This is a genomic window from Rhizobium sp. N621, assembly GCF_001664325.1.
Taxonomy (GTDB): domain Bacteria; phylum Pseudomonadota; class Alphaproteobacteria; order Rhizobiales; family Rhizobiaceae; genus Rhizobium; species Rhizobium esperanzae.
In genome coordinates, this window is sequence record NZ_CP013495.1 from 2,856,692 (window position 1) to 2,876,758 (window position 20,067).

The window sequence follows — 20,067 nt, forward strand, 5'->3', positions numbered from 1 at the left end:
TCTTTGTTTGAAACAAGATACGATTTTGTGGACCGCTCCAAGCACTTGCCCAATGCCCCCGCCGCTGACCCGACGCGACGTATCTCCGGGGTGTCATAGGGTGAAGTAGCACACGACGCTAGAGCCGTTACAACACTCAGAATAATGCCCGTATATCGCAATCCTATCCCCCGCTCACATTGAAATTGAGTCTCAGCGTTGCCTCGCTGCCACTGGAGCCTATGTTTCAACACCCGCGATCGAAGGCCATCGCTCAAGACCGTGCCATCATCCGCAGCTCCAAGGTGGATCTTGAATCAGCTTCGACCTGCGCCGTTACTTCGCAATCGATTCATCGATCGCAGGATCTGCTCTAGTTCGAAGCCGGGAAATATTCAACCACTTGGCGATTCGAAAGAAAATCCTAGGAACTTTCAACCCTATATTGTCGAGCTTCGACCGTATCACCGCAGAAGCAAAGCCTTCCTCCATCACAGCCGCCAGCCGGCGCGGATGACGATGCGCACCGTCTCGCCGGTCTCGACGGCGACGCGGCTATAGGCGCGCAGCGTCTGGCCGTTGCCGAGCGTGAGTTTGACGGCGTAGCGCTCGCCCTCGAAAAGCACGGTTTCGACGGTCGCGCGAGCGCCCTCGCCGCCGATGATCACATCCTCCGGCCGCACCAGAATATCGGCGCCATCGGTATTGGCCGCCTGCAGCGCATCCTGCAGCTCGTCCCACTCCAGATGGCGTTCGCCGCCCATCACAGGCAGCGTCAGGATCGCCCCACGCCCGATCAGCCCGCCGACGATGCGCCCTTCCGGCCAGGCATAGATCTCGGCGGGCGGCGCCACCTGCAGCAGGCGGCCTTCCGACATGACGGCGACGTCGGTTGCGAGCGCCATCGCCTCGCTCTGGTCGTGGGTGACGTAGATCATCGTTGCACCCGAGCGCTGATGGAACTCGCGGAAGGTTTCCTCCATCTCCTGCTTCAGGTGCCGGTCGAGATTGGCAAGCGGCTCGTCGAGCAGCACGACGTCGGGCGAAGTCACCAGGCAGCGGGCGAGCGCCACGCGCTGGCGCTGGCCGCCGGAGAGATCGGCCGGCCGCCGCCCGGCATAGTCGGCGAGCCGGACGGTGGAAAGCGCCTCGCTGACCTTTGCCCGGTAGGCCGCGCCCGAGATGCCGCGAACCTTGAGGGGATAACCGACATTATCGGCAACGCTCATATGCGGCCAGAGCGCATAGGACTGGAAGACCATCGCCATGTTGCGCTTCTCGGGCGGCAGCGACTGGGCGGCATCGGCCAGCAGCCGCTCCCCGAGGTGGATCGAGCCGTCCGAGGGCGTCTCGAAACCGGCGATCATCCGCAGCACCGTCGTTTTGCCGCAGCCGGAAGGCCCGAGCAGGGCGAGGAAACCGCCTTCGCGCACATCGAGCGAAAAGCCGCTGACAGCGGCGCGCCCGGTGCCGAAATCCTTGGCGACACGATTGAGGATCAGTTTCGCCATGGGACCACCCCTTTCGGCAGGCGTTTCGCCAGGAATTCCAAGAGCAGCATCAGGACGACGACCATGAGGACGACGAGCACCGAGAGCGCCGAGGCAAGGTCGGAACTGCCGCTGTCGTCGAGATTGTAGATGGCGACCCCGAGCGTCTGGGTGCCGGCCGACCAGAGCAGTGCGGAGATCGTCAGCTCGTTACAGGCGATGAGGAAGACGAGGATGACCGATGCGCCGGCGGCGGGCGAGATCAGCGGCACGACGATATCGCAAAGCCTGCGGAAGAAGCCGGCGCCGGAAAGCCGTGCCGCCTCCTCCAGCGTCGGATCGAGCTGGTGGAAGGCGCTGACGAGGGGTTTCAGGCTAACGGCGAAGAAGGAGGAGAAATAGGCGATCAGGATGATCCAGATCGTGCCGTAGAGCGAGACGTTGAGGACCGGGATCGGTGCGGCGAAAACCAGGATGAAGGCCACCGCCATGACGATGCCTGGCAGCGAATAGGGTATCTCGATCAGGCTAGCGACGACGCGGGAAACGGTATCTCTCCGTCGCGTCAGCGCATAGGCCGCAAGCACCGTCACGACAAGGAGACCAAGCGCCGTAGCGCCGGCAAGCGACAGTGAATTGATAAAGGCCGTGCGCGTCACCGCCTGCCGGAACAGGATCTCCTGAAAAGCATGCAGCGACATGGTCTTGAAGGTGAGCGGCACGCCATAGGCCGGCACCAGCGCGCCGGCGACGAGCGCGAAGAAGGGTGCGGCGAGCATGAAGAACAGGATGGCCCAGAGAAGCGGCGTAGCAAGGAAGCGCCAGGCGCCGAGCTGGAAAGCGGCACTTGCCCCTGAGAGGCCGATGACACGATAGTCCCGGCCTCTGAGCGCGCGGTCCTGGATCATCAGCCCTGCGACCGAGATCATCGCAATGACGCCCGAGAGCACGGCGACATCTCCGAAGGTGCGGCTGGTGAAAGCTGAGAATTTGGTGAAGATGAGCGTCGGCAGCGTGTAGATCGAGGCGGGGATGCCGAGAATGGCGGGGATGCCGAAATTGCCGGTGCAGGAAACGAAGGAGATCGCCGCCCCGGCGGTAATGCCGGGCAGAGAAAGCGGCAGGATGATATCGCGGAATACCCTGAGACTTGAGGCGCCGGAAAGCCGTGCGGCCTCCACGCCGTCACGCGGCAGCGTCATCAGCCCTGCCCTGAGCGCGAGATAGACCAGCGGCGCATGCTGCACGCCATAGAGCAGGACGATGCCGCCCACGGAATAAAGCGGCTGCGGCGAGCCCAGCGGCGGCGCAAGCGAGAGCGCCTTCAACAGCGGGCTCGACGGTCCCGACATCTGCACCCAGGCGAGCGCGGTCACCTGCGGCGGGATCATCATCGGCAGCACGAAGAAAAAGCTGAGCGGCCCCTTGCCGGGAAGATCGGTCAGCGTCAGCAGGAAGGCGAAGAGGCAGCCGATGGCAAGCGAGATGATCGTGCCCAAAACCGCGGCGACGAGGGTGTAACAGGTGGCCTGCCAGAGCGACGGCTCGCTCAGCACATCGACGACACCGCCGCTGGCGAAGGCGGTTATCCCGACCATGGCGAGACGGGCGAGCGGCAGCACGCTGAGGATAAGAACGATGCTGACGATAAAAGGAAACAGCCAGGTGGGCTGGCTGTTTCCTGGTCTTGCATATCCCTGCATGAAAGGATCAGTTCGAGCCGTAAATGCCCGAGAAGGTCTTCAGATCCTGGTCGGTATTCTTGAGCGCTTCGGCAGCCTTGATCGGCAGGACCTTGATGGCATCACGCGCCGGGAAACCTTCCGGCAGCTTCATGCCGTTGCGGGCCGGGATGTAGCCGAGCTTCAGGAAGCCTTCCTGGCCCTTTTCCGAGAGCACGTAATCGACGAACTTCTTGGCGGCCTCGGCATTCTTGGTGCTGGCGAGAATGCCGACCGGCTCGGTTACGGCCGAAACGCCTTCGCTCGGGAAGACGAACTCGACGGGCGCGCCCTTGGTCTTCTCGCGGATCGGCAGGTAATCGACGACCATGCCGTAAGCCTTCTCGCCCGAAGCAACCGACTTCAGGACGGCGCCGTTGCCACCGGCCGCGATTGCGCCGTTTTCGGCAAGCGCCTTGTAGAAGTCCCAACCGAGGCCGGGAACGGCGGCCAGCGTCTGTGTGTGGATGAGCGCGGCACCCGAAGTGAGCGGGCTCGGCATGGTGACGAGGCCCTTGGCTTCCGGCTTGGTCAGGTCCTTCCAGCTCGTCGGCTTCATCGTGGCTGAGGTGTTGTACATGATGCCGGTGGTGATCAGCTTGGTCGAATAATAGTAGCCGTCAGCGTCATAGAGGCTGGCATCGTACCCTGCGGCTTCCGGCGACTTATAGGCCAGGAGCTTGCCGTCTTCCTTGAGGCGCTCCAGCGTCACCATGTCGGCGATGAGGAGGATGTCGGCGACCGGATTGCCGGCCTGGATCTCGGCCTGCAGCTTGGCGATGATCTTCGGCGTGCCGTCGCGCACCCAGTCGACCTTGATATCGGGATTTGCGGCCATGAAGCCATCGACCGTCGCCTGCGCGTCTTCGTTCGGCTGGCTGGTGTAGAGAACGAGGTTTGCGGCCGAAGCCGGAATGGCAAGGAAGCTCGCGGCGAGAAGAGCTGCGGCGGAAACGATCGTCTTCATGGGAGGAGTCCTCGGGAATTGCGTCACCCTCCCTTATTAGGGGTCGTTGACAGAGATGTGACAAGGCGCAGCGGCTGCGCTACGCCTGAAACCACTGCATTGCCGTCGCCTTTCCGAGAGACGTTACTTCGCGGCCTCTTCGATGAGCTCCGCCACCTTCTGGGGCTGTGAAACCATCACGACGTGGGACGCGCCCTCGACCACGACGGTCCGCTTCGACCCTGCTCTCTCGGCCATGAAGTCAAGGGCTGCGGCCGGAATGTTCTTGTCGCCGGTGCCATAGACAAACCATGACGGCAGCTTCTTCCAGGCGGGCTCACCGGATTTTTCGGTCAGGGCTGCTTCCGTAACCGGTCGCTGGGCCGCCGCCATCAGGGCAGCCTGTTCGGCCGGCACGTCGCTGGCGAACTGGTCATGGAACTTGGCTTGATCGATAGAGAGATCGACGCCGCCTGCGCTGAGTTTTACCGGAGCCGCAAGCGCTCCGCTCAGAGTGCCGCCGGGAAACTTGCCGGCGAGATCGGCAACCGATTCCCCGGCATCCGGCGCGAAGGCGGCGACATAGACCAGGGACTTGACGTTGTCATGGCCGTTCGCGGCGGTCGAGATCACCTGCCCTCCATAGGAATGGCCGACCAAGACGACGGGGCCGGCAATGCTGCCGACGACATCGGACACATAGGCGGCGTCGCCCGATACGCTGCGCAGCGGATTGGCGGCAGCAACGACCGGGAAGCCGTCCTTACGCAGGATCTCGACGACGCCGTTCCAGCTTGAGGAATCGGCAAAGGCGCCGTGAACGAGGACGACGGTCGGTTTGGCCGGCTGCGCAAAGGCAGCACCGGAGAACAGAGCGCCCGCCAGGGCGACGGCAGCAGCAAGTTTGAACATTGGTCATTTCCTTTCGTCGGTTGAGTGTCACAGGAGCCGAACCGGGTTCGCGTTCAAGAGCTCTCGTGTAGGTATATAATTTGTAGGAGATTTCTTTGTACACGATCTAATTAGTCCGCCTTGCCCGCGGCGTCAATAGCTTGCAAACAGATCGCGCACAAATTATATTGGAGCCATAGGAGAGCGTGATGAAAAATACTCCATCGAATGATCTCGCCGGCGTGCCCCAAATCGATGAAATGCTGTGCTTTTCAATCTATTCGGCCGGCCACGCCTTCAACCAGCTTTACCGCCCCCTGCTCGACGAAATGGAACTCACCTATCCGCAGTTCCTCGTCATGACGGCCTTGTGGGCGCGTGACGACCGCACGGTGAAGGATCTCGGCGAAGCGCTTTTCCTCGATTCCAGCACCCTCACCCCGCTGCTGAAACGGCTGGAAAATGTCGGCCTCGTCACCCGCAACCGAAATCCCGCCGATGAACGCCAGGTGCTATTGCGCTTAACAAGCAAGGGCCTGGCCCTGAAGAGCCGCGCCGCCCACGTGTTCGACTGCATCGGCAAAGCCGTCGGTCTCGACGCCGAGACCGTCGGCAAGATCCGGGACACGATCGCTTCGATTCGCGACAACATTCACGGCAAGGACAAGGACGAGGCCTGACGCAAGGCTGCGCCAGGACGATTTCCGTCGACAAGCCGATAGCATATTGTACGATCCGTCTGCTGCCGGCACGCGCCATTGGTCAACACCGCAACGCGGCCCGAACTGCCGGCGCCCGCACTCTTGCCTAAGCCTCAAGCAGGCGTGACCACGCCGCCATTGCCATTCGGCCGCACTGAGGTACGTCAATCCTGTTTCGATGAAGGAGGAATTTCATGGAATATCGTCTGCTCGGCCGCTCCGGCCTAAAAATCTCGACATTGACCATGGGCTCGATGACCTTCGGCGGCGTCGGCTGGGCGAAGATGGTCGGCGATCTCGGCGTCTCCGAGGCGAAAAAGATGATCGACATGTGCATCGACGCCGGCATCAACCTGATCGACACCGCCAATGTCTATTCATCAGGCGAATGCGAAAACATCATCGGCGAGGCGCTCGCCGGCAAGCGGCCGCAGGGCGTGCTGCTCGCCACCAAGGCCCGCTTCGGCATGGGCGAAGGCCCGAACGACCGCGGTCTCTCGCGCTACCACCTGATCCGCGAATGCGAGGCAAGCCTGAAGCGCCTGAAGACCGATGTCATCGATCTCTACCAGGTGCATGAATGGGACGGCCAGACACCGCTCGAAGAGACGATGGAAGCACTCGACACGCTGATCCGGCAGGGCAAGGTGCGTTATGTCGGCTGCTCGAACTATTCTGGCTGGCACATCATGAAGGCGCTCGGCATCGCCAACGAACACAAATACCAGCGCTTCATCAGCCAGCAGATCCACTATACGCTCGAAGCCCGCGACGCCGAATACGAGCTGCTGCCGATCTCGATCGACCAGGGCCTCGGCGTGCTGGTCTGGAGCCCGCTGGCCGGCGGCCTGCTCTCCGGCAAGCACCGCCGCAACCAGGCTGCACCCGAAGGCACGCGCCAGTTCGCCGGCTGGACCGAGCCGCCGATCCGCGATGAAAACCGTCTCTGGAACATCGTCGAGACGCTCGTCGCGATCGGTGAGGAGCGCGGCGTCTCGGCCGCGCAAATTGCGCTCGCCTGGCTGATCGGCCGCAAGGCGGTCACCTCGGTCATCATCGGTGGGCGCACCGAAGCCCAGTTCCGCGACAACATCGCCGCCGCCGAGCTGAAGCTGACGGAGGAGGAACGCAAGCGCCTCGACGCCGTCAGCCTGCCGGCGATGCTCTACCCTTATTGGCACCAGTTGAACACGGCGAGCGACAGGCTCGGCGAAGCCGACCTCGAGCTTTTCGGCCCGCATCTCCAGCCATAGCCCCGAGGCATTGCACGGCGGAGGATACGCGTCACAAAAGATGCACTTTATCAGTGCTAGCATGAGATCCCGCCACCGCCAGGGAGGTTCTCATGCTGAAGAATTACAAGGTCCTGAAGGGTACGGCGAGCGCGCTTGCCCTCGATGACGACAACGATCCCCATATCGAAATCCGCATCGAGGCGGCAGGCGTCAGCTACCGCATCGCGCTCAATGTCCGCTCGAAGACGTCGCCGCACGACCTGCTCTACGCCAATATCGTCGATTTCAAGCACCAGGCGCTGACGGAGGCGCTCGAAGCCCTGCCGATGGGCCTGACCGACATTCGCAAGGACCGCCCGGAGCTTGCGATCGATTACGTCCGCGGCGGGCTGGTCGAGCGAGAGGATATGGATGTCGCGCCCTTCCAGCTCTCCGGCCCGAAGAACGATCTGCGCGAGTTCATCGAGCCGATCGTCGAGGAAGGCATTGCCGATCCCGATATCCACTTCTATGCCTTCGGCGAGGCCTGGGGGCCTGAGAACAACAAGCCTGACGAATATTTCCACTTCGAGCCGGGCAACGGCATCCATGACATCCACATGAACCAGGGCGACAATGGCGGCTTCAAGGCCACCAACGGGCCGAACCAGGACGGCGCGCTGCTCGTCCATTTCACCGACACCGACGAATGGGCGGCGATCTTCCTTTGCTTCCAGTCACAGAACTGGAACACTGATGCGGCGACCGGCTATCCGGTGGCCGAGGATCGCGGCGGCCAGGGCCGTGGCGAAGGCACCCGCCGGCCGCAGCCGGTCGTCGCCTCGTCGCTGCGCATCATCGCGGCGCTGATCAACCCGGTGAACGGCGAAGGCGGCATCGAGAATGAGACGGTGACGATCATCAACCGCTCCGACATATCCGTCTCGCTCGATGGCTGGAAGCTGGAGGACGAAAACGGCCGGATGCAGACCCTGTCGGGAACGCTTGCCGCAGGCGAACTGCGCACCATAGCACTCAACGCTGCCGCCGGCGGCCCGCAGCTCGCCAACCGCGGCGGTGACATCATCCTGCGCAACACCGACGGAGCAGTCGCCGACCGCGTCGGCTACGGCAAGAGCGAGACCGCGAACGAGGGGTGGACCACGATTTTTTGATTGGCGTTCTGCTTGGTTGATTTCCCAAGACGGTGGTGATGGAAGGATAACGCTTACCCTCTCTCTGAGAGAGGATGGCGGAAGTACTCCTCTCATCCTCATTCCTGTGCTCGTCACAGGAATGAGGATGAGAGGACGTGCCGTGCAGCCCCCTCATCCGGCTGCCGCCCCCTTCTCCCCGCCGGGGAGAAGGTGTTGTGGCACCGTCTCGCGCTCATCCCCGCTATCGAAAAGAGGAGCGAGCGGCTTGCTCCCTCCCTTCTCCCCAGCGGGGAGAAGGTGGCCCGAAGGGTCGGATGAGGGGGCTGCACGGCAGAGCGCCTCTCAAACAGTCACCCGCCAATCTCATCCGAAATCAGCTTGCCCAACCGGCCGATTCCATCCTCGATCATCCGCTCATTGGCGCAGGAGAAGCTGACGCGGAATGTGTTGGCGCCGGAGCCGTCGGCGAAGAAGGCTTTGCCGGGCACGAAGGCGACCTTGCCGGTTTCGAGCGATTTCGCCAGCAGCTTGGCGCCGTCCATGCCTTCCGGCAGCGTGATCCAGATGAACATGCCGCCTTCCGGCTTCGTCCAGCTGGTGCCCTTGGGCATGTATTTCTCGAGCGCCGCCAGCATGCAGTCGCGGCGATGGCTGTAGACCGCTTTGATCTTGGCGACCTGTTTGTCGAAACCGCGCACGGCGACATCCGATATCGCCATCTGGTTGATCGTCGAGGAATGCAGGTCGGCCGCCTGCTTCATCAGCACCAGCTTGCGGATGACGGGCGCATTGGCAACGATGAAGCCGACGCGAAGGCCGGGCGCCAGCGTCTTGGAGAAGCTGCCGCAATAGATCGTGCGCGTATCGTTGATATGGCCCTTGTCGGCGATCTCCAGCGCCAGGATCGGCGGGATCGGCTCGCCGTCATAACGCAGCGACTGGTAGGCCGCATCCTCGATGACGGCGATATCGAGCTCTTCGGCAAGCGCCAGCACTTTCTTGCGGCCATCGAGATCGACGGTTTCGCCGGTCGGATTGGAGAAATCTGCGGAGAGATAGGCGAATTTCACCTTGCCGCCGGCAGCGGCCGCGGCAACGCGATAGGACTCGGGCGTCCGGTTGCCGCTCGGCGTCAGCTGGTCATAGGCCGGTTCATAGGCGTTGAAGGCGTGCAGCGCGCCGAGATAGGTCGGCCATGTCACCAGCGCCGTATCATTCGGCGACAGGAAGAGCTTGCCGAGATAATCGAGCCCCTGCTGCGAGCCCGAGACAATGAAGACGTTGTCGAGTCCGCAGGGAATACCGAGCGCATCCATCTGCTCGACCAGCCATTCGCGCAGCGGCTTATAGCCTTCGCTGACCGAATATTGCAGCGCCGAGTTGACGGCCGCACCCGAGAAAATATCGGCATAGGCCCGCTGGAATTCCTCGGCCGGAAACAGCGCCGGATCCGGAATGCCGCCGGCAAAGGAAATGATGTCGGGCTGGTCGAGAAGCTTCAGGAGCTCGCGGATTTCGGATGCGCGCATGCGCGACGAGCGCGACGCAAACATGGTGTCCCAGTTCAGCATGGAGGTTTCCTCGTATTTTCTATATCGCCGACAAACCATGCGGCGGAAATTATGTCAACAATGCTGACCTATTTTCTTGTGATGGTGACAAGTCGGAGATCTTATTTCCAAGGCCTTGGTGCAAAATTCGCGCTGATGTCGCGGATTCACTTGATGGTAACGCTGTAGACGATCGACGGCGCTCGATTCCGAATTTGCTGCTCGACGTCGGCCACATCGAGCGATTATTCCTCTGATCAAGCCGAAACCGGCTGCTTCAGACCTTTCCAAGACCGGCTCGGCGGCGGTAGTGTCGCCCCACTATTCAATGTACTATCAAGGTGCCAGCAATGACCGTAACGTCGGCCTCTCCTGAAATCAAAATCGAATTCCACAAGTCCCCCGTCTCTGACGCCGACCGCATCCAGGCACTGGAGGCACCCGGCTTCGGCAAGATTTTCACGGATCACATGATCCTGGCACGATGGACGGCCGACAAGGGCTGGCACGATGCGAAGGTTACGCCCAGGCGGCCCTTGGAGCTCGATCCTGCAAGCGCCGTGCTGCACTACGCTCAGGAAATCTTCGAGGGCATGAAAGCCTACAAGGCAGACGATGGCCGGATTCTGCTCTTTCGGCCTGAAGAGAACGCACGCCGCTTCGCGCAGTCGGCGGCCCGCATGGCCATGCCTCCTGTGCCCGAAGAACTCTTCCTGAAGGCGGTCGAAGCACTGGTCCGCGTCGACAAGGCCTGGATTCCGTCCGGTGACGCCAGCCTCTACCTTCGCCCCTTCATGTTCGCCAACGAGGCGTTTCTCGGCGTTCGTCCGGCTCAGGAATATGTCTTCTGCATCATCGCCTCACCGGTCGGCGCCTACTTCAAGGGCGGCGCGAAGGCCGTCTCTCTTTGGGTCGAAACCGAATACACCCGTGCAGCCAACGGCGGCACCGGCGCTGCAAAATGCGGCGGAAACTACGCAGCCAGTCTCGTGGCGCAAGCCGAGGCGTCGAAGAGGGGTTGCGATCAGGTCGTCTTCCTCGACGCCGCGGAGCATCGCTGGGTCGAAGAACTCGGCGGCATGAACGTCTTCTTTGTGATGAACGATGGATCGATGGTGACCCCGCCCCTTGGCGGTACGATCCTGCCGGGCATCACCCGGGCTTCCGTCATCGTGCTCGCAGAAGAAAAGGGCTTACGCGTGGAGCAGCGTCCCTACTCCTTCGCGGAATGGCAAGAGGATGCCGCCAGCGGCAGGCTCGTCGAAGCCTTCGCTTGCGGCACTGCCGCAGTCCTGGCGGGGATCGGCCTGGTTCGACATGCCGGCGGCGAGTTTCTGGTCGGAGACGGACAGACCGGCAAGCTGACCAGCGAACTGCGCCAGCAGCTCGTCAGTCTACAGAAGGGCGTAACGAACGATGAGCACGGCTGGACGCGCCTCATCCCGGCCTGAACTTCAGACCTTCCACGCGAACGGCGGCGCCAACACCGACATGGTGGCGCCGCTCTCGGTCTCGCCCGCAAAGCCATCGGGCTGGCCGCAGTTCTCAAACTCGCCGCCGCCGATGCGATCATTTACGCGATCGCGAGCGCCACGACGCCGACATCCTGACTTGCGACACGTTTCAAGAATCTCGAACGTGCCGTCCACATCGATAAGAAGACCGACCATCGTGTGACCCAAGCGCTCGACTGCGGGGGGCAACGCTTCTATCACAGGGTGGGGAATGGTAACGGGCATCAGGGACAGCTGAACCGGCACGCGCGGACGGCAGCGAATTCAATGGCGAAAATGACGATCTCGCTTCCGGATAATCTGGCGGATTACATCGCGCGCCGTATCGCAAGCGGCAGATACGACAGCGCCGACGCATTCATGGCGGAGCTGATCGTGAAGGACCAGGACCATCGTAAGCTCGACGACGACGAACTGCGCGAGATCCTGAGGCAGGCCGAGGAGAGCGGTATCAGCGACCGGCGCATTCCCGATATCCTGCTGGAAACGAAGGTGAAGCTGCGTGACATCAACCTATAGGCTGACCCGAACGGCCGACGCCGTACTGTCAGACATCGACGAATATGCCAATCTGCATTTCGGCGAGGCGCAGGCGGATGCCTACCTTCTCGACTGGGACCGGATTTTCATACTTCTTTCGCGCGTGCCCTCCATGGGCGACGAGTGCGACGCGCTCGGCACCGGCCTGCGCCGCCTCCTCCATATGCGCCATGTCGCCTTCTATCGGGAAATACCCGACGGCATCCTGGTCATCGACATCATCGGCGCCGACCGGCTTGCCGAAAGACATCTCCAATCCAACCGACGACCCGGACCGGCAGCCCCCCATGCCCCATGACAGCACCTCCGCCTTCTACGACAATAACGCAGAGATATACGCCAACCGCGCACGCAGCCTGCCGAAACAGAAGCTCGACACTTTCCTTGCCCGACTTGCGCCGGGGGCCGCGATCCTCGAACTTGGCTGCGGCGGCGGCCAGGACAGCGCCTACATGCTCGCTCAAGGTTTCGACGTGACGCCAACCGACGGCTCACCCGAACTCGCGGCACAGGCCGAGGCGCGAATCGGCAGGAAGGTCAGTGTCATGCTGTTTGAGGATCTCAACGCTGAGGCCGCGTTCGACGGCGTCTGGGCCGAAGCGAGCCTCCTTCATGTCCCGAGATCGACCCTGCCCGACATCTTCGCCCGTATCCACCGCGCGCTCAGAACCGGCGGCATCCTTCACGCAAGCTTCAAGTCGGGAGAAGCCGAAGGGCATGATGGCTTCGGGCGCTATTACAACTATCCATCTGCCGATTGGCTGTCGGCGCTTCTGACCGCAGGCGGCTGGCTCAATCTCGCCGTCGAGGAAAGCGATGGTGGCGGATATGACGGCAAGCCGACCCGCTGGCTCATCGTGAGTGCGCAACGATAAAGGTCGGCGCTTCGCCCCCGTGTTCGCCGGCGATCTGGCACCGTCGCACTTTCAGGTGAAACGCCACCCCCTTCGTCATTCCTCTGGCTGTCGCAGGAATGACCGACAGAGGGTAGTGCCCCCACATTGTCATTCCGGTTGTGCAACGCGAAAGGCGGCCGCAATTCCACGCTTCCGCCGAAGAGGCGATCGACAGACCGGTGCCGCTGTAACGGAACCATCCGCTGCCTCCATGGTTGAATCGCATATCTGCGCTCTTGCCGCTCGGAGCATGCCATGGCTGTACTTTCCCCCACCGATCGAGACGCGACCGCCTATCCGATACAGTCGCTCTTCGTCCCGTTTCCTTTCGTCTGCTTCACGCTTGCGCTCGCGACCGATATCGCCTTCTGGCAGAGCAACAACCTCATGTGGCAGAACTTCTCCGCCTGGCTGTTGTGTGCCGGCCTGGTGTTCGGCGTGATTGCGATCCTGGCTGGTTTGATTGACCTTGCGCGGCCCCGCACCCGTCCGCTGCGGGCGGCTTTCCCGTCTGTGCTTCTCTACCTGGTCATCCTCGCCCTTGCCTTCCTGAACAGCCTTGTCCATGCCGGCGACGGATGGACTGCCGTGGTTCCTTATGGACTGACACTCTCGGCCGTTACATCAGCGTTTTGCCTGGTGGCAGCCGCTGTTTCCGCCCGCAAATATGCCAGATTGGCCTGGAGGATATGATGATGAGGTCCCTCATTCTCAGCACCTCGGTTCTATCGCTTTTCCTCGGATTCGGCGCGTCGGCGCAGGAGACCGAATTCGACCTGTCGCAGCAGATCGGCCCGAATCCGGTTCTGCCTGAGCCATCTTCCTCCCTGATATCTGATCTCAAGGTCGCGGAAGTGGTCGGCTGGAAGGAAAGAGAGACGCCTGCCGTTCCCGACGGCTTGAAGATCAGTGCCTATGCGAATGGCCTCGCCAATCCACGCACGGTCCATACCCTGCCAAACGGCGACGTCCTCGTCGTCCAGTCCCGCGGCCCGACCGGCGAACCGACCTCGCGGCCGAAGGATCTCATCCGCGGCTGGATCATGTCGATCGCCCACGGCGGCAGCGGTGAACAGAAAGAGAGCAATATCATTACCCTGCTGCGTGACACCAATCGCGACGGCACCGTCGACGAACGCCATGACCTGCTGAAGAAGCTCGATTCCCCCTTTGGCCTTGCCTGGATAGACAACACGCTTTACGTCGCCACGACGAGCGCCATCCTTGCCTACCCTTACGAACTCGGCCGGAACGGGATTACCGCGCAGCCGAAAATCCTGACGCCGCTTCCCGGCGGCCCGATCAATCATCATTGGACAAAGGATCTGGCCCTCAGCCCCGACGGCCAGACGCTCTATGTCTCGGTCGGATCGAATTCCAACATCGTCGAGAACGGGCTCGAAGCAGAAAAAGGCCGTGCAGCGGTCTGGCAGGTCGACCGGAAGACCGGCGCCGCCCGCGTTTTCGCCTCCGGTCTGCGCAATCCGAACGGTCTCGCCTTCAACCCCGAAACGGGTGCGCTCTGGACTGTCGTCAATGAGCGTGACGAACTCGGGCCGAACCTCGTTCCCGACTATATGACCTCTGTGGAGGACGGCGGCTTCTACGGCTGGCCGTGGAGCTACTACGGCAATCACGTCGACGCTCGCGTTCATCCACCCCGAACCGATATGATCGAAAAGGCAATCCCGCCGGACTACGCCCTGTCCAGCCATGTTGCCGCGCTCGGACTAACCTTCTCGATGAAGTCCGCGCTGCCAGCCGCATACGCCAACGGCGCCTTCATCGGCGAGCACGGCAGCTGGAACCGGAATAGCTTCAATGGCTACAAAGTTGTCTTCGTACCGTTCCAGAATGGCAGGCCATCAGGCAAGGCGCAGGACGTCGTCACAGGCTTTATTCAGGGTGATCAGGCAAAAGGGCGGCCGGTCGGAGTGGGGATCGATGGGACAGGAGCGCTGCTTGTTGCCGATGATGCCGGCAATACCGTTTGGCGCGTCGCTTCATCCGACGGCAAAGTCACGCCGCAGCCAATTGGCACGGACCAGCTGTCGGGGACTCCGCAAGGCTCGACGAATTCGAAAACGGCGCGGACTTTCGATTCGAACCCCGGCGTCGGAACGGAAACGACGAATTCGACCGCCCAAACCCAGGAACATCCGGCCTCGGCCGACGAGCGCTTGACCGGCCAGGAACCACTTTCCGGAGTGCAGGACAAGTTTCAGCCTGTGCAGATGCAGATTGCCCCTGCGACCGGCCCCTAAAGACTTGGTGGAGGCCGAATTCGAAGAAGGACCGAGACGACATCTGGATAAACACGAAACGGAGATTTCAGGCATGCCGACCACATCCCGGAAGTTCAAACGACTCCTCAGCGCGCTGTCGCTCGCCGTGGCGATCCTTCCCCTACCGCTCCAAGCGAACGCGCAGGCGCCGCCTGACAAATGCGTCGCCCCGTCACAGCCAAACCAGGGCCGCGGTTCAACGGATGACCATCAAGATCTCTCCAAGAAACTGGACGAATGCAACGGCGAACTCAGGCCCCCTCCCGTCGGCGACGCCGAGATGGTGGAGCCGGCGCCCGACACCGGTAATTCGCGCATCATCCGTCCGGGAGATATGCCGCCCAACACCAATCCGTCGAACAATTCCCATGATTAAGTTCACCGTCCAGAGATCTTTGTGTGGGCCGAGAAGGACAATCTCGCACACAATTGGCGGGTTTTTCTTCTTCAGCGGGAACCGAAAACCATCAAGAGGGTTCGGCCACAATCTGACGAAGCCGGCTAAAGCTGAACATGCCGCAGGTATCTCAAAAGCGGACGAAGATTGGAGGGGGAGATACCGAAGATCCCTTATTGACCACCTGTCTCCCTGGATGGATCGCCCGTTCGCTGGCCAGAAGTGGAGTTCACCGAATGAGCCAATTGGCAGATATGAAGAACGCCGAACTTCTCGAGCTCGCGGGGATCGGCCCTCGGTCCGTCGAGCAGATACGGTCGGCTATCAGAAAATTCAAACGTAACCGAACACACATCTCGGCGGCGCAGTCGAAGCAATGATCGACACTGCGGATCGGAGTACGGAATGAACGAGAAGGCTCGATTGGAAAGCGACATCGCAGCCCTGAGGCCGTGGTTTCACAATCTGCGAATTAACGGCGTTCAGACCGCGCCGGATCATTTCCTGGGTGACTATCCATCCTTCAAATGGGCCCACTTTCAGCAGGTCGTGCCTGAAGATCTCCAGGGATGCAGCGTTCTCGACATCGGCTGCAACGCCGGATTCTATTCACTTGAAATGAAGAGAAGAAATGCCGGACGGGTCGTCGGTATCGATTCCGATCCGCATTATCTCAGGCAAGCCGAGTTCGCAGCCAGACAGACAGGTGAGGATATCGATTTCAAGCTGATGTCGGTGTACGAGGTGGAAAAACTGAAGGAGAGATTTGACCTGGTCCTTTTCATGGGTGTCCTTTATCACCTGCGGCATCCGCTCCTGGCACTCGACCTTCTGCATGAGCATGTCGTCGGCGGCCAGATGCTGTTTCAATGCATGCAGCGGGGTGAAGAGGAAGTCGCGGCACTCAGCGAAAATTACGACTTCTTCAACACGACGATATTTGAGCAGCGCGGCTTTCCAAAAATGTATTTCGTGGAAGAACGTTACGCTGGCGACCCGACCAATTGGTTCATTCCGAACAAGGCGGCGGTCGAAGCGATGCTGAGAAGCGCCGGGTTTGTCATTCGTGCTAATCCGGAACGTGAAGTTTATCTGGTGGAACATGGAGGCCGCCATCCGATGGCGGAACCGCCTCCGTCACTTTGCTGAGAAATTTTCCGATCCAGACTGCTTCGCAGTCAGGGTCCGATCAATTGCCGCAGGCGGTCCAGGTAACGTTTGATGGTATTTTCAATGCGCTCCGCCTCGGCGCCATCGACGCTGGCCCTCGCCTGCGACCACAGGCCTATCTGAAAACCGAGATAGCAGGGCTCAAAAAACTTGAGCACATCGTCGCGCAGATCGCAGTCCGCTTCCCGACCGATGAGATCGGCAAGACGATCGCGCTCCTTGCTCGAGAATTCGAATTCCACGCAGGCACCCACGACGTCCCAGGCAATGTCCTGGCATCCGATCAGATCATGGGCCGCATTGTGGTCGAGCGCATCCGTCTTCATGATGCGCCCGGTGGTGGTCGTCAGCCATTCCCATGGGTGAAGCCGGTTGTCCGTATCGACCCGTCGCAATCGTCCGGCTAGCCGCTCGGGCGTGCCTGTCATGCACCTCAATTTTTCCGCCATGTCCGATCCCCCCGCTTCCGCAATATTGAAAACAGCCATCTCACACAGTTTGCGAATCGACGCGCCGCCGTTTCGTGCCGGGAGGTGACGGGCACGAAAACCGAGATAACGTCCGAGGTGATCGATGATGTCGCGCCTGCTTGCACCGCTATGGTCGAGGGGCGTTCCATCCAGCCACTCCTCGACAATAAATCCGTAACAGGTGCCGGCAATCCTAGGAATAAAGCCGGCTTCGCTCAGCAAAGAGCCTCTTCGGGCCTTGTCCACGTCGCTCCCGCAAAGCCCGGCAAACTTGACAAGCCATGCCCCTCCTCCGGCTTCCATCAGGAATTTGCGTTTTTCCATCTGCATATAGCTCGGCGGCCAATATGAAGGATCGCGATACCGAACAGCGCGCCATGCGCCACCCGACAGGTCCCGCCACGACGAACGCACGCCTCCGACAGCATCGGCCGCCCATGTCTGCAGACGATGTTTCGGATCTCGAGCTTTGAGGGTCAGATCGTCGAAGCTGACGACATGGCGTGGCCGACCTCGCCAACGGGTCCGATGCGGCCCGCTTGCATGCGGGCCCGGTTCACCCGTGTGGCTCGGGAAAAAATGAAGCCGACCAGACGCGACGCCGTTCGCCTGCAACCAGTCCTCAACGCAGCCAAACGAGCTCCCCGACAGCCCCGGCCCCTCATCGACGATGGCGAAATCGGTGTCACGGTCGGCGAGAATGCGCTTGGAAAGAGCCGGTGTGACGCGCAAGCATCGCTCGAAGGGATGGCCAGTCGGGCGCAGCGAATAGGCCGGCTCGGCACCCAAGGCGGCGGAAACCAGAGCCGCCAGTCCGGTCCCGATGCTTCGGATCCCGATGACGACTGTTCTAGGCGTCAAATTTGAGATCGAAGCCGCCTCGATATAGCTCTCGGGATACAAAGCATAAAAGGCGTAGCCCTCGGCGCGCTTCATCCGCACCGGATCGGCACTGGAGAGAGATTCGAGTTTGGCTTTCCAATCCTCTGGAAAGGACAAAACGCCGGCAAATCCGTTTCGCCACGATTGCATGATCGCGCGTGCCTGCATGCGCAGAAGTTTCGCGCCTGCGTCCTGAAGCTCGGACACATCGTCCGCGCCTTTTCTCCCGAATTCCTGATCGGCCAATCCCTGAACCAGTTCTCCAGTCAGGATAAACGCTCGAATTAAAGTTTCGTGGCGCTGCCGGCTTGGCTGCATTTCGATGCACGCCATCATCATTCGTGAAATCGATGCGCGTACTGCTGCCGCATTCTCGATGTGCTCGACATCGCCATAGACCAGCATCCGGTCCTCCTTCTCTGCCGCAATGCCTGCCTGAACTCGTCGGATGATCGTCAGACGCGATTGAAATAATCGGGAGGGCTGGGAACCGTGGCGGCTCCCGCTTGTTAGCTTTGTAGATGCCTCAGCAAGCAGCCCTTGGAGGGAACCATGCGTTCGAAATCCATTCGCGTTGGATTGGTGGGAGTTGGCAATTGCGCCTCGTCATTGGTTCAAGGACTTACCTACTATAATAACGCCCGGGAAAACGAGCCGGTTCCAGGCCTCATGCACATTGATCTCGGTGGATATCACGTGCACGATATTGAGATATCCGCAGCCTTCGATGTTGCGGCTTCAAAGGTGGGGCGCGATGTCGCGGAAGCGATCTACGCCGATCCAAACAACACGCAACGTTTCGCAGATGTCGCTCCGCTTGGCGTCGAGGTGAAACGCGGCAGGACGATGGACGGGATAGGGAGGTATCTTAAGGATCGGATCGAGGAATCGACGGAGCCGCCGGCGGACGTGGTGGAAATCCTCAGGCGAACCCGAACGGACGTGCTGGTTTCCTATCTTCCCGTTGGTTCGGAAGAAGCAACGAAGTGGTACGCCGAGCAGGCACTGGCGGCGGGTTGCGCCTTTATCAATTGCATCCCGGTATTCATAGCCTCCAAACCGGAATGGCAGCAGAAGTTCGCTGCCCGAAAGCTGCCGATCATCGGCGACGATATCAAAAGCCAGGTGGGGGCAACGATCGTCCACCGAATGCTCGTCAATCTCTTCCGCGAACGGGGCGTCCGTGTAGATCGGACCTACCAGCTCAATTTCGGCGGAAACACCGATTTTCTTAACATGCTGGAGCGCGAGCGGCTGGAATCGAAGAAGATTTCCAAGACCCAGTCGGTCACCAGCCAATTGGATATTCCGCTTCCAGCGGACGATGTACACGTCGGACCAAGTGACCACGTCCCGTGGCTCACCGATCGCAAATGGGCTTATATCAGGCTCGAGGGCACCACTTTCGGCGGCGTGCCGCTCAACGCAGAGCTCAAGCTTGAGGTGTGGGACTCGCCCAATTCCGCCGGCGTGGTCATCGACGCAATACGCTGCGCGAAACTGGCCCTCGACCGGGGCCTGGGCGGAGCTCTGACAGGGCCGTCGAGCTATTTCATGAAATCACCGCCGCAACAATTCACCGATTACGAGGCCCGCCGCCGAACGCAGAATTTCATTGATGACCAGGAGGATGTTCTGCGCGGAGCCGCGGAATGACGGCAACGTTCTTCCTGGTACGTCACGCGGCGCACGACAATGTCGGGAATTTCCTGGCGGGCCGTACAGCCGGTATCTCGCTGGGCGAAGCCGGCCGCTCGCAAGTTCAGCGTCTCGGGCAGAGGCTGCGGCGCGAGGACATCAATGAGATCTACACCAGCCCGCGCGAACGAACACGGGAGACGGCAGAAGGTATCGCATCAGCCTGTGGCCTGTCTCTACCGCGAACCGACGATGCTTTGGACGAGGTGAATTTCGGCAACTGGTCCGGAAAGACGTTCGACGTTCTCAATGACGATCCCCTGTGGCGCCGCTGGAATAACACACGCAGCCTCGCCCGCACCCCAGGAGGCGAGACCATGCTGGAGGTCCAGACCCGAATTTTCGGCCTTATGGAGAGCCTGACCAGCGGCGGGAATGAGAAGCGAATAGCTCTTGTGTCTCATGCCGATGTCATCAAGGCGGCTGTCAGTCATGTTCTGGGACTGCCGCTCGATGCTTGGCCGAGGTTTGATATTGCGCCCGCCTCCGTCACGACGGTTGTGATCGGCGACTGGGGGGCAAAAGTGATGACGCTCAACGAAGTGACCTTATAACCCGTTCGTTAA

The 20,067-nt window shown here is 60.9% G+C and carries 20 protein-coding genes; 13 read left to right on the forward strand and 7 right to left on the reverse strand.

The annotated features are described in order from the left end of the window. Positions 1–470: 470 nt before the first annotated feature. The 4 genes from AMK00_RS13970 to AMK00_RS13985 all read right to left on the reverse strand — a co-directional run bounded on the left by AMK00_RS13970 (position 471) and on the right by AMK00_RS13985 (position 5,048). Entirely contained in the window at positions 471–1,490 is a 1,020-nt protein-coding gene (locus tag AMK00_RS13970) for an ABC transporter ATP-binding protein (protein WP_064810739.1), read from the reverse strand. Then, complete coding sequence (locus tag AMK00_RS13975) at positions 1,478–3,172, reverse strand: ABC transporter permease (RefSeq protein ID WP_064810740.1); 1,695 nt, start codon at positions 3,170–3,172, stop codon at positions 1,478–1,480. The genes AMK00_RS13970 and AMK00_RS13975 overlap by 13 nt, the downstream gene beginning before the upstream one ends. Positions 3,173–3,179: 7 nt before the next feature. Continuing rightward, positions 3,180–4,157, reverse strand: coding sequence for an ABC transporter substrate-binding protein (locus AMK00_RS13980; protein WP_064810741.1), 978 nt, complete (start codon positions 4,155–4,157; stop codon positions 3,180–3,182). Between the two features lie 123 nt (positions 4,158–4,280). After that, the gene (locus tag AMK00_RS13985; RefSeq protein ID WP_064810742.1) at positions 4,281–5,048 is read right to left on the reverse strand and encodes an alpha/beta fold hydrolase; all 768 of its coding nucleotides are present in this window, start codon (positions 5,046–5,048) and stop codon (positions 4,281–4,283) included. A 188-nt stretch (positions 5,049–5,236) separates the two neighbouring features. On the opposite strand from AMK00_RS13985, the gene AMK00_RS13990 reads away from it, so the two are divergent. The 3 genes from AMK00_RS13990 to AMK00_RS14000 all read left to right on the forward strand — a co-directional run bounded on the left by AMK00_RS13990 (position 5,237) and on the right by AMK00_RS14000 (position 8,117). Next, the gene (locus tag AMK00_RS13990; protein WP_064810743.1) at positions 5,237–5,707 is read left to right on the forward strand and encodes a MarR family winged helix-turn-helix transcriptional regulator; all 471 of its coding nucleotides are present in this window, start codon (positions 5,237–5,239) and stop codon (positions 5,705–5,707) included. A gap of 215 nt (positions 5,708–5,922) precedes the next feature. Continuing rightward, a complete protein-coding gene (locus AMK00_RS13995) occupies positions 5,923–6,981 on the forward strand; it encodes an aldo/keto reductase (protein WP_064810744.1) in 1,059 nt (352 codons plus the stop codon). A 92-nt stretch (positions 6,982–7,073) separates the two neighbouring features. Next, positions 7,074–8,117 carry a DUF2278 family protein gene (locus AMK00_RS14000; RefSeq protein WP_064810745.1) on the forward strand — a complete coding sequence of 348 codons (1,044 nt, stop codon included), beginning with the start codon at positions 7,074–7,076 and terminating at the stop codon, positions 8,115–8,117. Positions 8,118–8,449: 332 nt separating this feature from the next. Here AMK00_RS14000 and AMK00_RS14005 read toward each other — a convergent pair whose 3' ends face one another. After that, positions 8,450–9,670 (reverse strand): aminotransferase-like domain-containing protein, encoded by a 1,221-nt coding sequence (locus tag AMK00_RS14005; protein ID WP_064810746.1) that lies wholly within the window; start codon positions 9,668–9,670, stop codon positions 8,450–8,452. A 329-nt stretch (positions 9,671–9,999) separates the two neighbouring features. On the opposite strand from AMK00_RS14005, the gene AMK00_RS14010 reads away from it, so the two are divergent. Continuing rightward, entirely contained in the window at positions 10,000–11,100 is a 1,101-nt protein-coding gene (locus tag AMK00_RS14010; protein WP_064810747.1) for a branched-chain amino acid aminotransferase, read from the forward strand. Between the two features lie 3 nt (positions 11,101–11,103). Here the strand turns inward: AMK00_RS14010 and AMK00_RS32580 are convergent, their stop codons facing one another. Next, positions 11,104–11,319: a hypothetical protein gene (locus tag AMK00_RS32580; protein ID WP_064816676.1), complete on the reverse strand. Its 216-nt coding sequence runs from the start codon at positions 11,317–11,319 to the stop codon at positions 11,104–11,106. A 111-nt stretch (positions 11,320–11,430) separates the two neighbouring features. Here AMK00_RS32580 and AMK00_RS14020 point away from each other — a divergent pair, with 111 nt between their 5' ends. The 7 genes from AMK00_RS14020 (at position 11,431) to AMK00_RS14050 (ending at position 16,430) form a co-directional block, all read left to right on the forward strand. After that, the gene (locus tag AMK00_RS14020; RefSeq protein WP_064810748.1) at positions 11,431–11,682 is read left to right on the forward strand and encodes a ribbon-helix-helix domain-containing protein; all 252 of its coding nucleotides are present in this window, start codon (positions 11,431–11,433) and stop codon (positions 11,680–11,682) included. Beyond that, positions 11,666–12,001 carry a type II toxin-antitoxin system RelE/ParE family toxin gene (locus tag AMK00_RS14025; RefSeq protein ID WP_064810749.1) on the forward strand — a complete coding sequence of 112 codons (336 nt, stop codon included), beginning with the start codon at positions 11,666–11,668 and terminating at the stop codon, positions 11,999–12,001. The genes AMK00_RS14020 and AMK00_RS14025 overlap by 17 nt, the downstream gene beginning before the upstream one ends. Beyond that, positions 11,991–12,578 (forward strand): class I SAM-dependent DNA methyltransferase, encoded by a 588-nt coding sequence (locus AMK00_RS14030; RefSeq protein WP_064810750.1) that lies wholly within the window; start codon positions 11,991–11,993, stop codon positions 12,576–12,578. Before AMK00_RS14025 ends, AMK00_RS14030 begins: the two co-directional genes overlap by 11 nt. A gap of 276 nt (positions 12,579–12,854) precedes the next feature. Then, the gene (locus AMK00_RS14035; RefSeq protein WP_064810751.1) at positions 12,855–13,292 is read left to right on the forward strand and encodes a DUF2231 domain-containing protein; all 438 of its coding nucleotides are present in this window, start codon (positions 12,855–12,857) and stop codon (positions 13,290–13,292) included. Continuing rightward, positions 13,292–14,863 (forward strand): PQQ-dependent sugar dehydrogenase, encoded by a 1,572-nt coding sequence (locus AMK00_RS14040; RefSeq protein WP_064810752.1) that lies wholly within the window; start codon positions 13,292–13,294, stop codon positions 14,861–14,863. Before AMK00_RS14035 ends, AMK00_RS14040 begins: the two co-directional genes overlap by 1 nt. A 73-nt stretch (positions 14,864–14,936) precedes the next feature. After that, positions 14,937–15,260: a hypothetical protein gene (locus tag AMK00_RS14045; RefSeq protein WP_064803629.1), complete on the forward strand. Its 324-nt coding sequence runs from the start codon at positions 14,937–14,939 to the stop codon at positions 15,258–15,260. Between the two features lie 426 nt (positions 15,261–15,686). Then, positions 15,687–16,430, forward strand: a complete 744-nt coding sequence (locus tag AMK00_RS14050) for a TIGR04290 family methyltransferase (protein ID WP_064810753.1) — start codon at positions 15,687–15,689, stop codon at positions 16,428–16,430. A 29-nt stretch (positions 16,431–16,459) separates the two neighbouring features. Here the strand turns inward: AMK00_RS14050 and AMK00_RS14055 are convergent, their stop codons facing one another. Beyond that, a complete protein-coding gene (locus tag AMK00_RS14055; protein WP_064810754.1) occupies positions 16,460–18,208 on the reverse strand; it encodes a hypothetical protein in 1,749 nt (582 codons plus the stop codon). A gap of 147 nt (positions 18,209–18,355) precedes the next feature. Here AMK00_RS14055 and AMK00_RS14060 point away from each other — a divergent pair, with 147 nt between their 5' ends. Together AMK00_RS14060 and AMK00_RS14065 are read left to right on the forward strand one after the other, a co-directional pair. Then, entirely contained in the window at positions 18,356–19,459 is a 1,104-nt protein-coding gene (locus AMK00_RS14060; protein WP_064810755.1) for an inositol-3-phosphate synthase, read from the forward strand. After that, entirely contained in the window at positions 19,456–20,055 is a 600-nt protein-coding gene (locus tag AMK00_RS14065) for a histidine phosphatase family protein (protein WP_064810756.1), read from the forward strand. Before AMK00_RS14060 ends, AMK00_RS14065 begins: the two co-directional genes overlap by 4 nt. Positions 20,056–20,067: the final 12 nt, after the last annotated feature.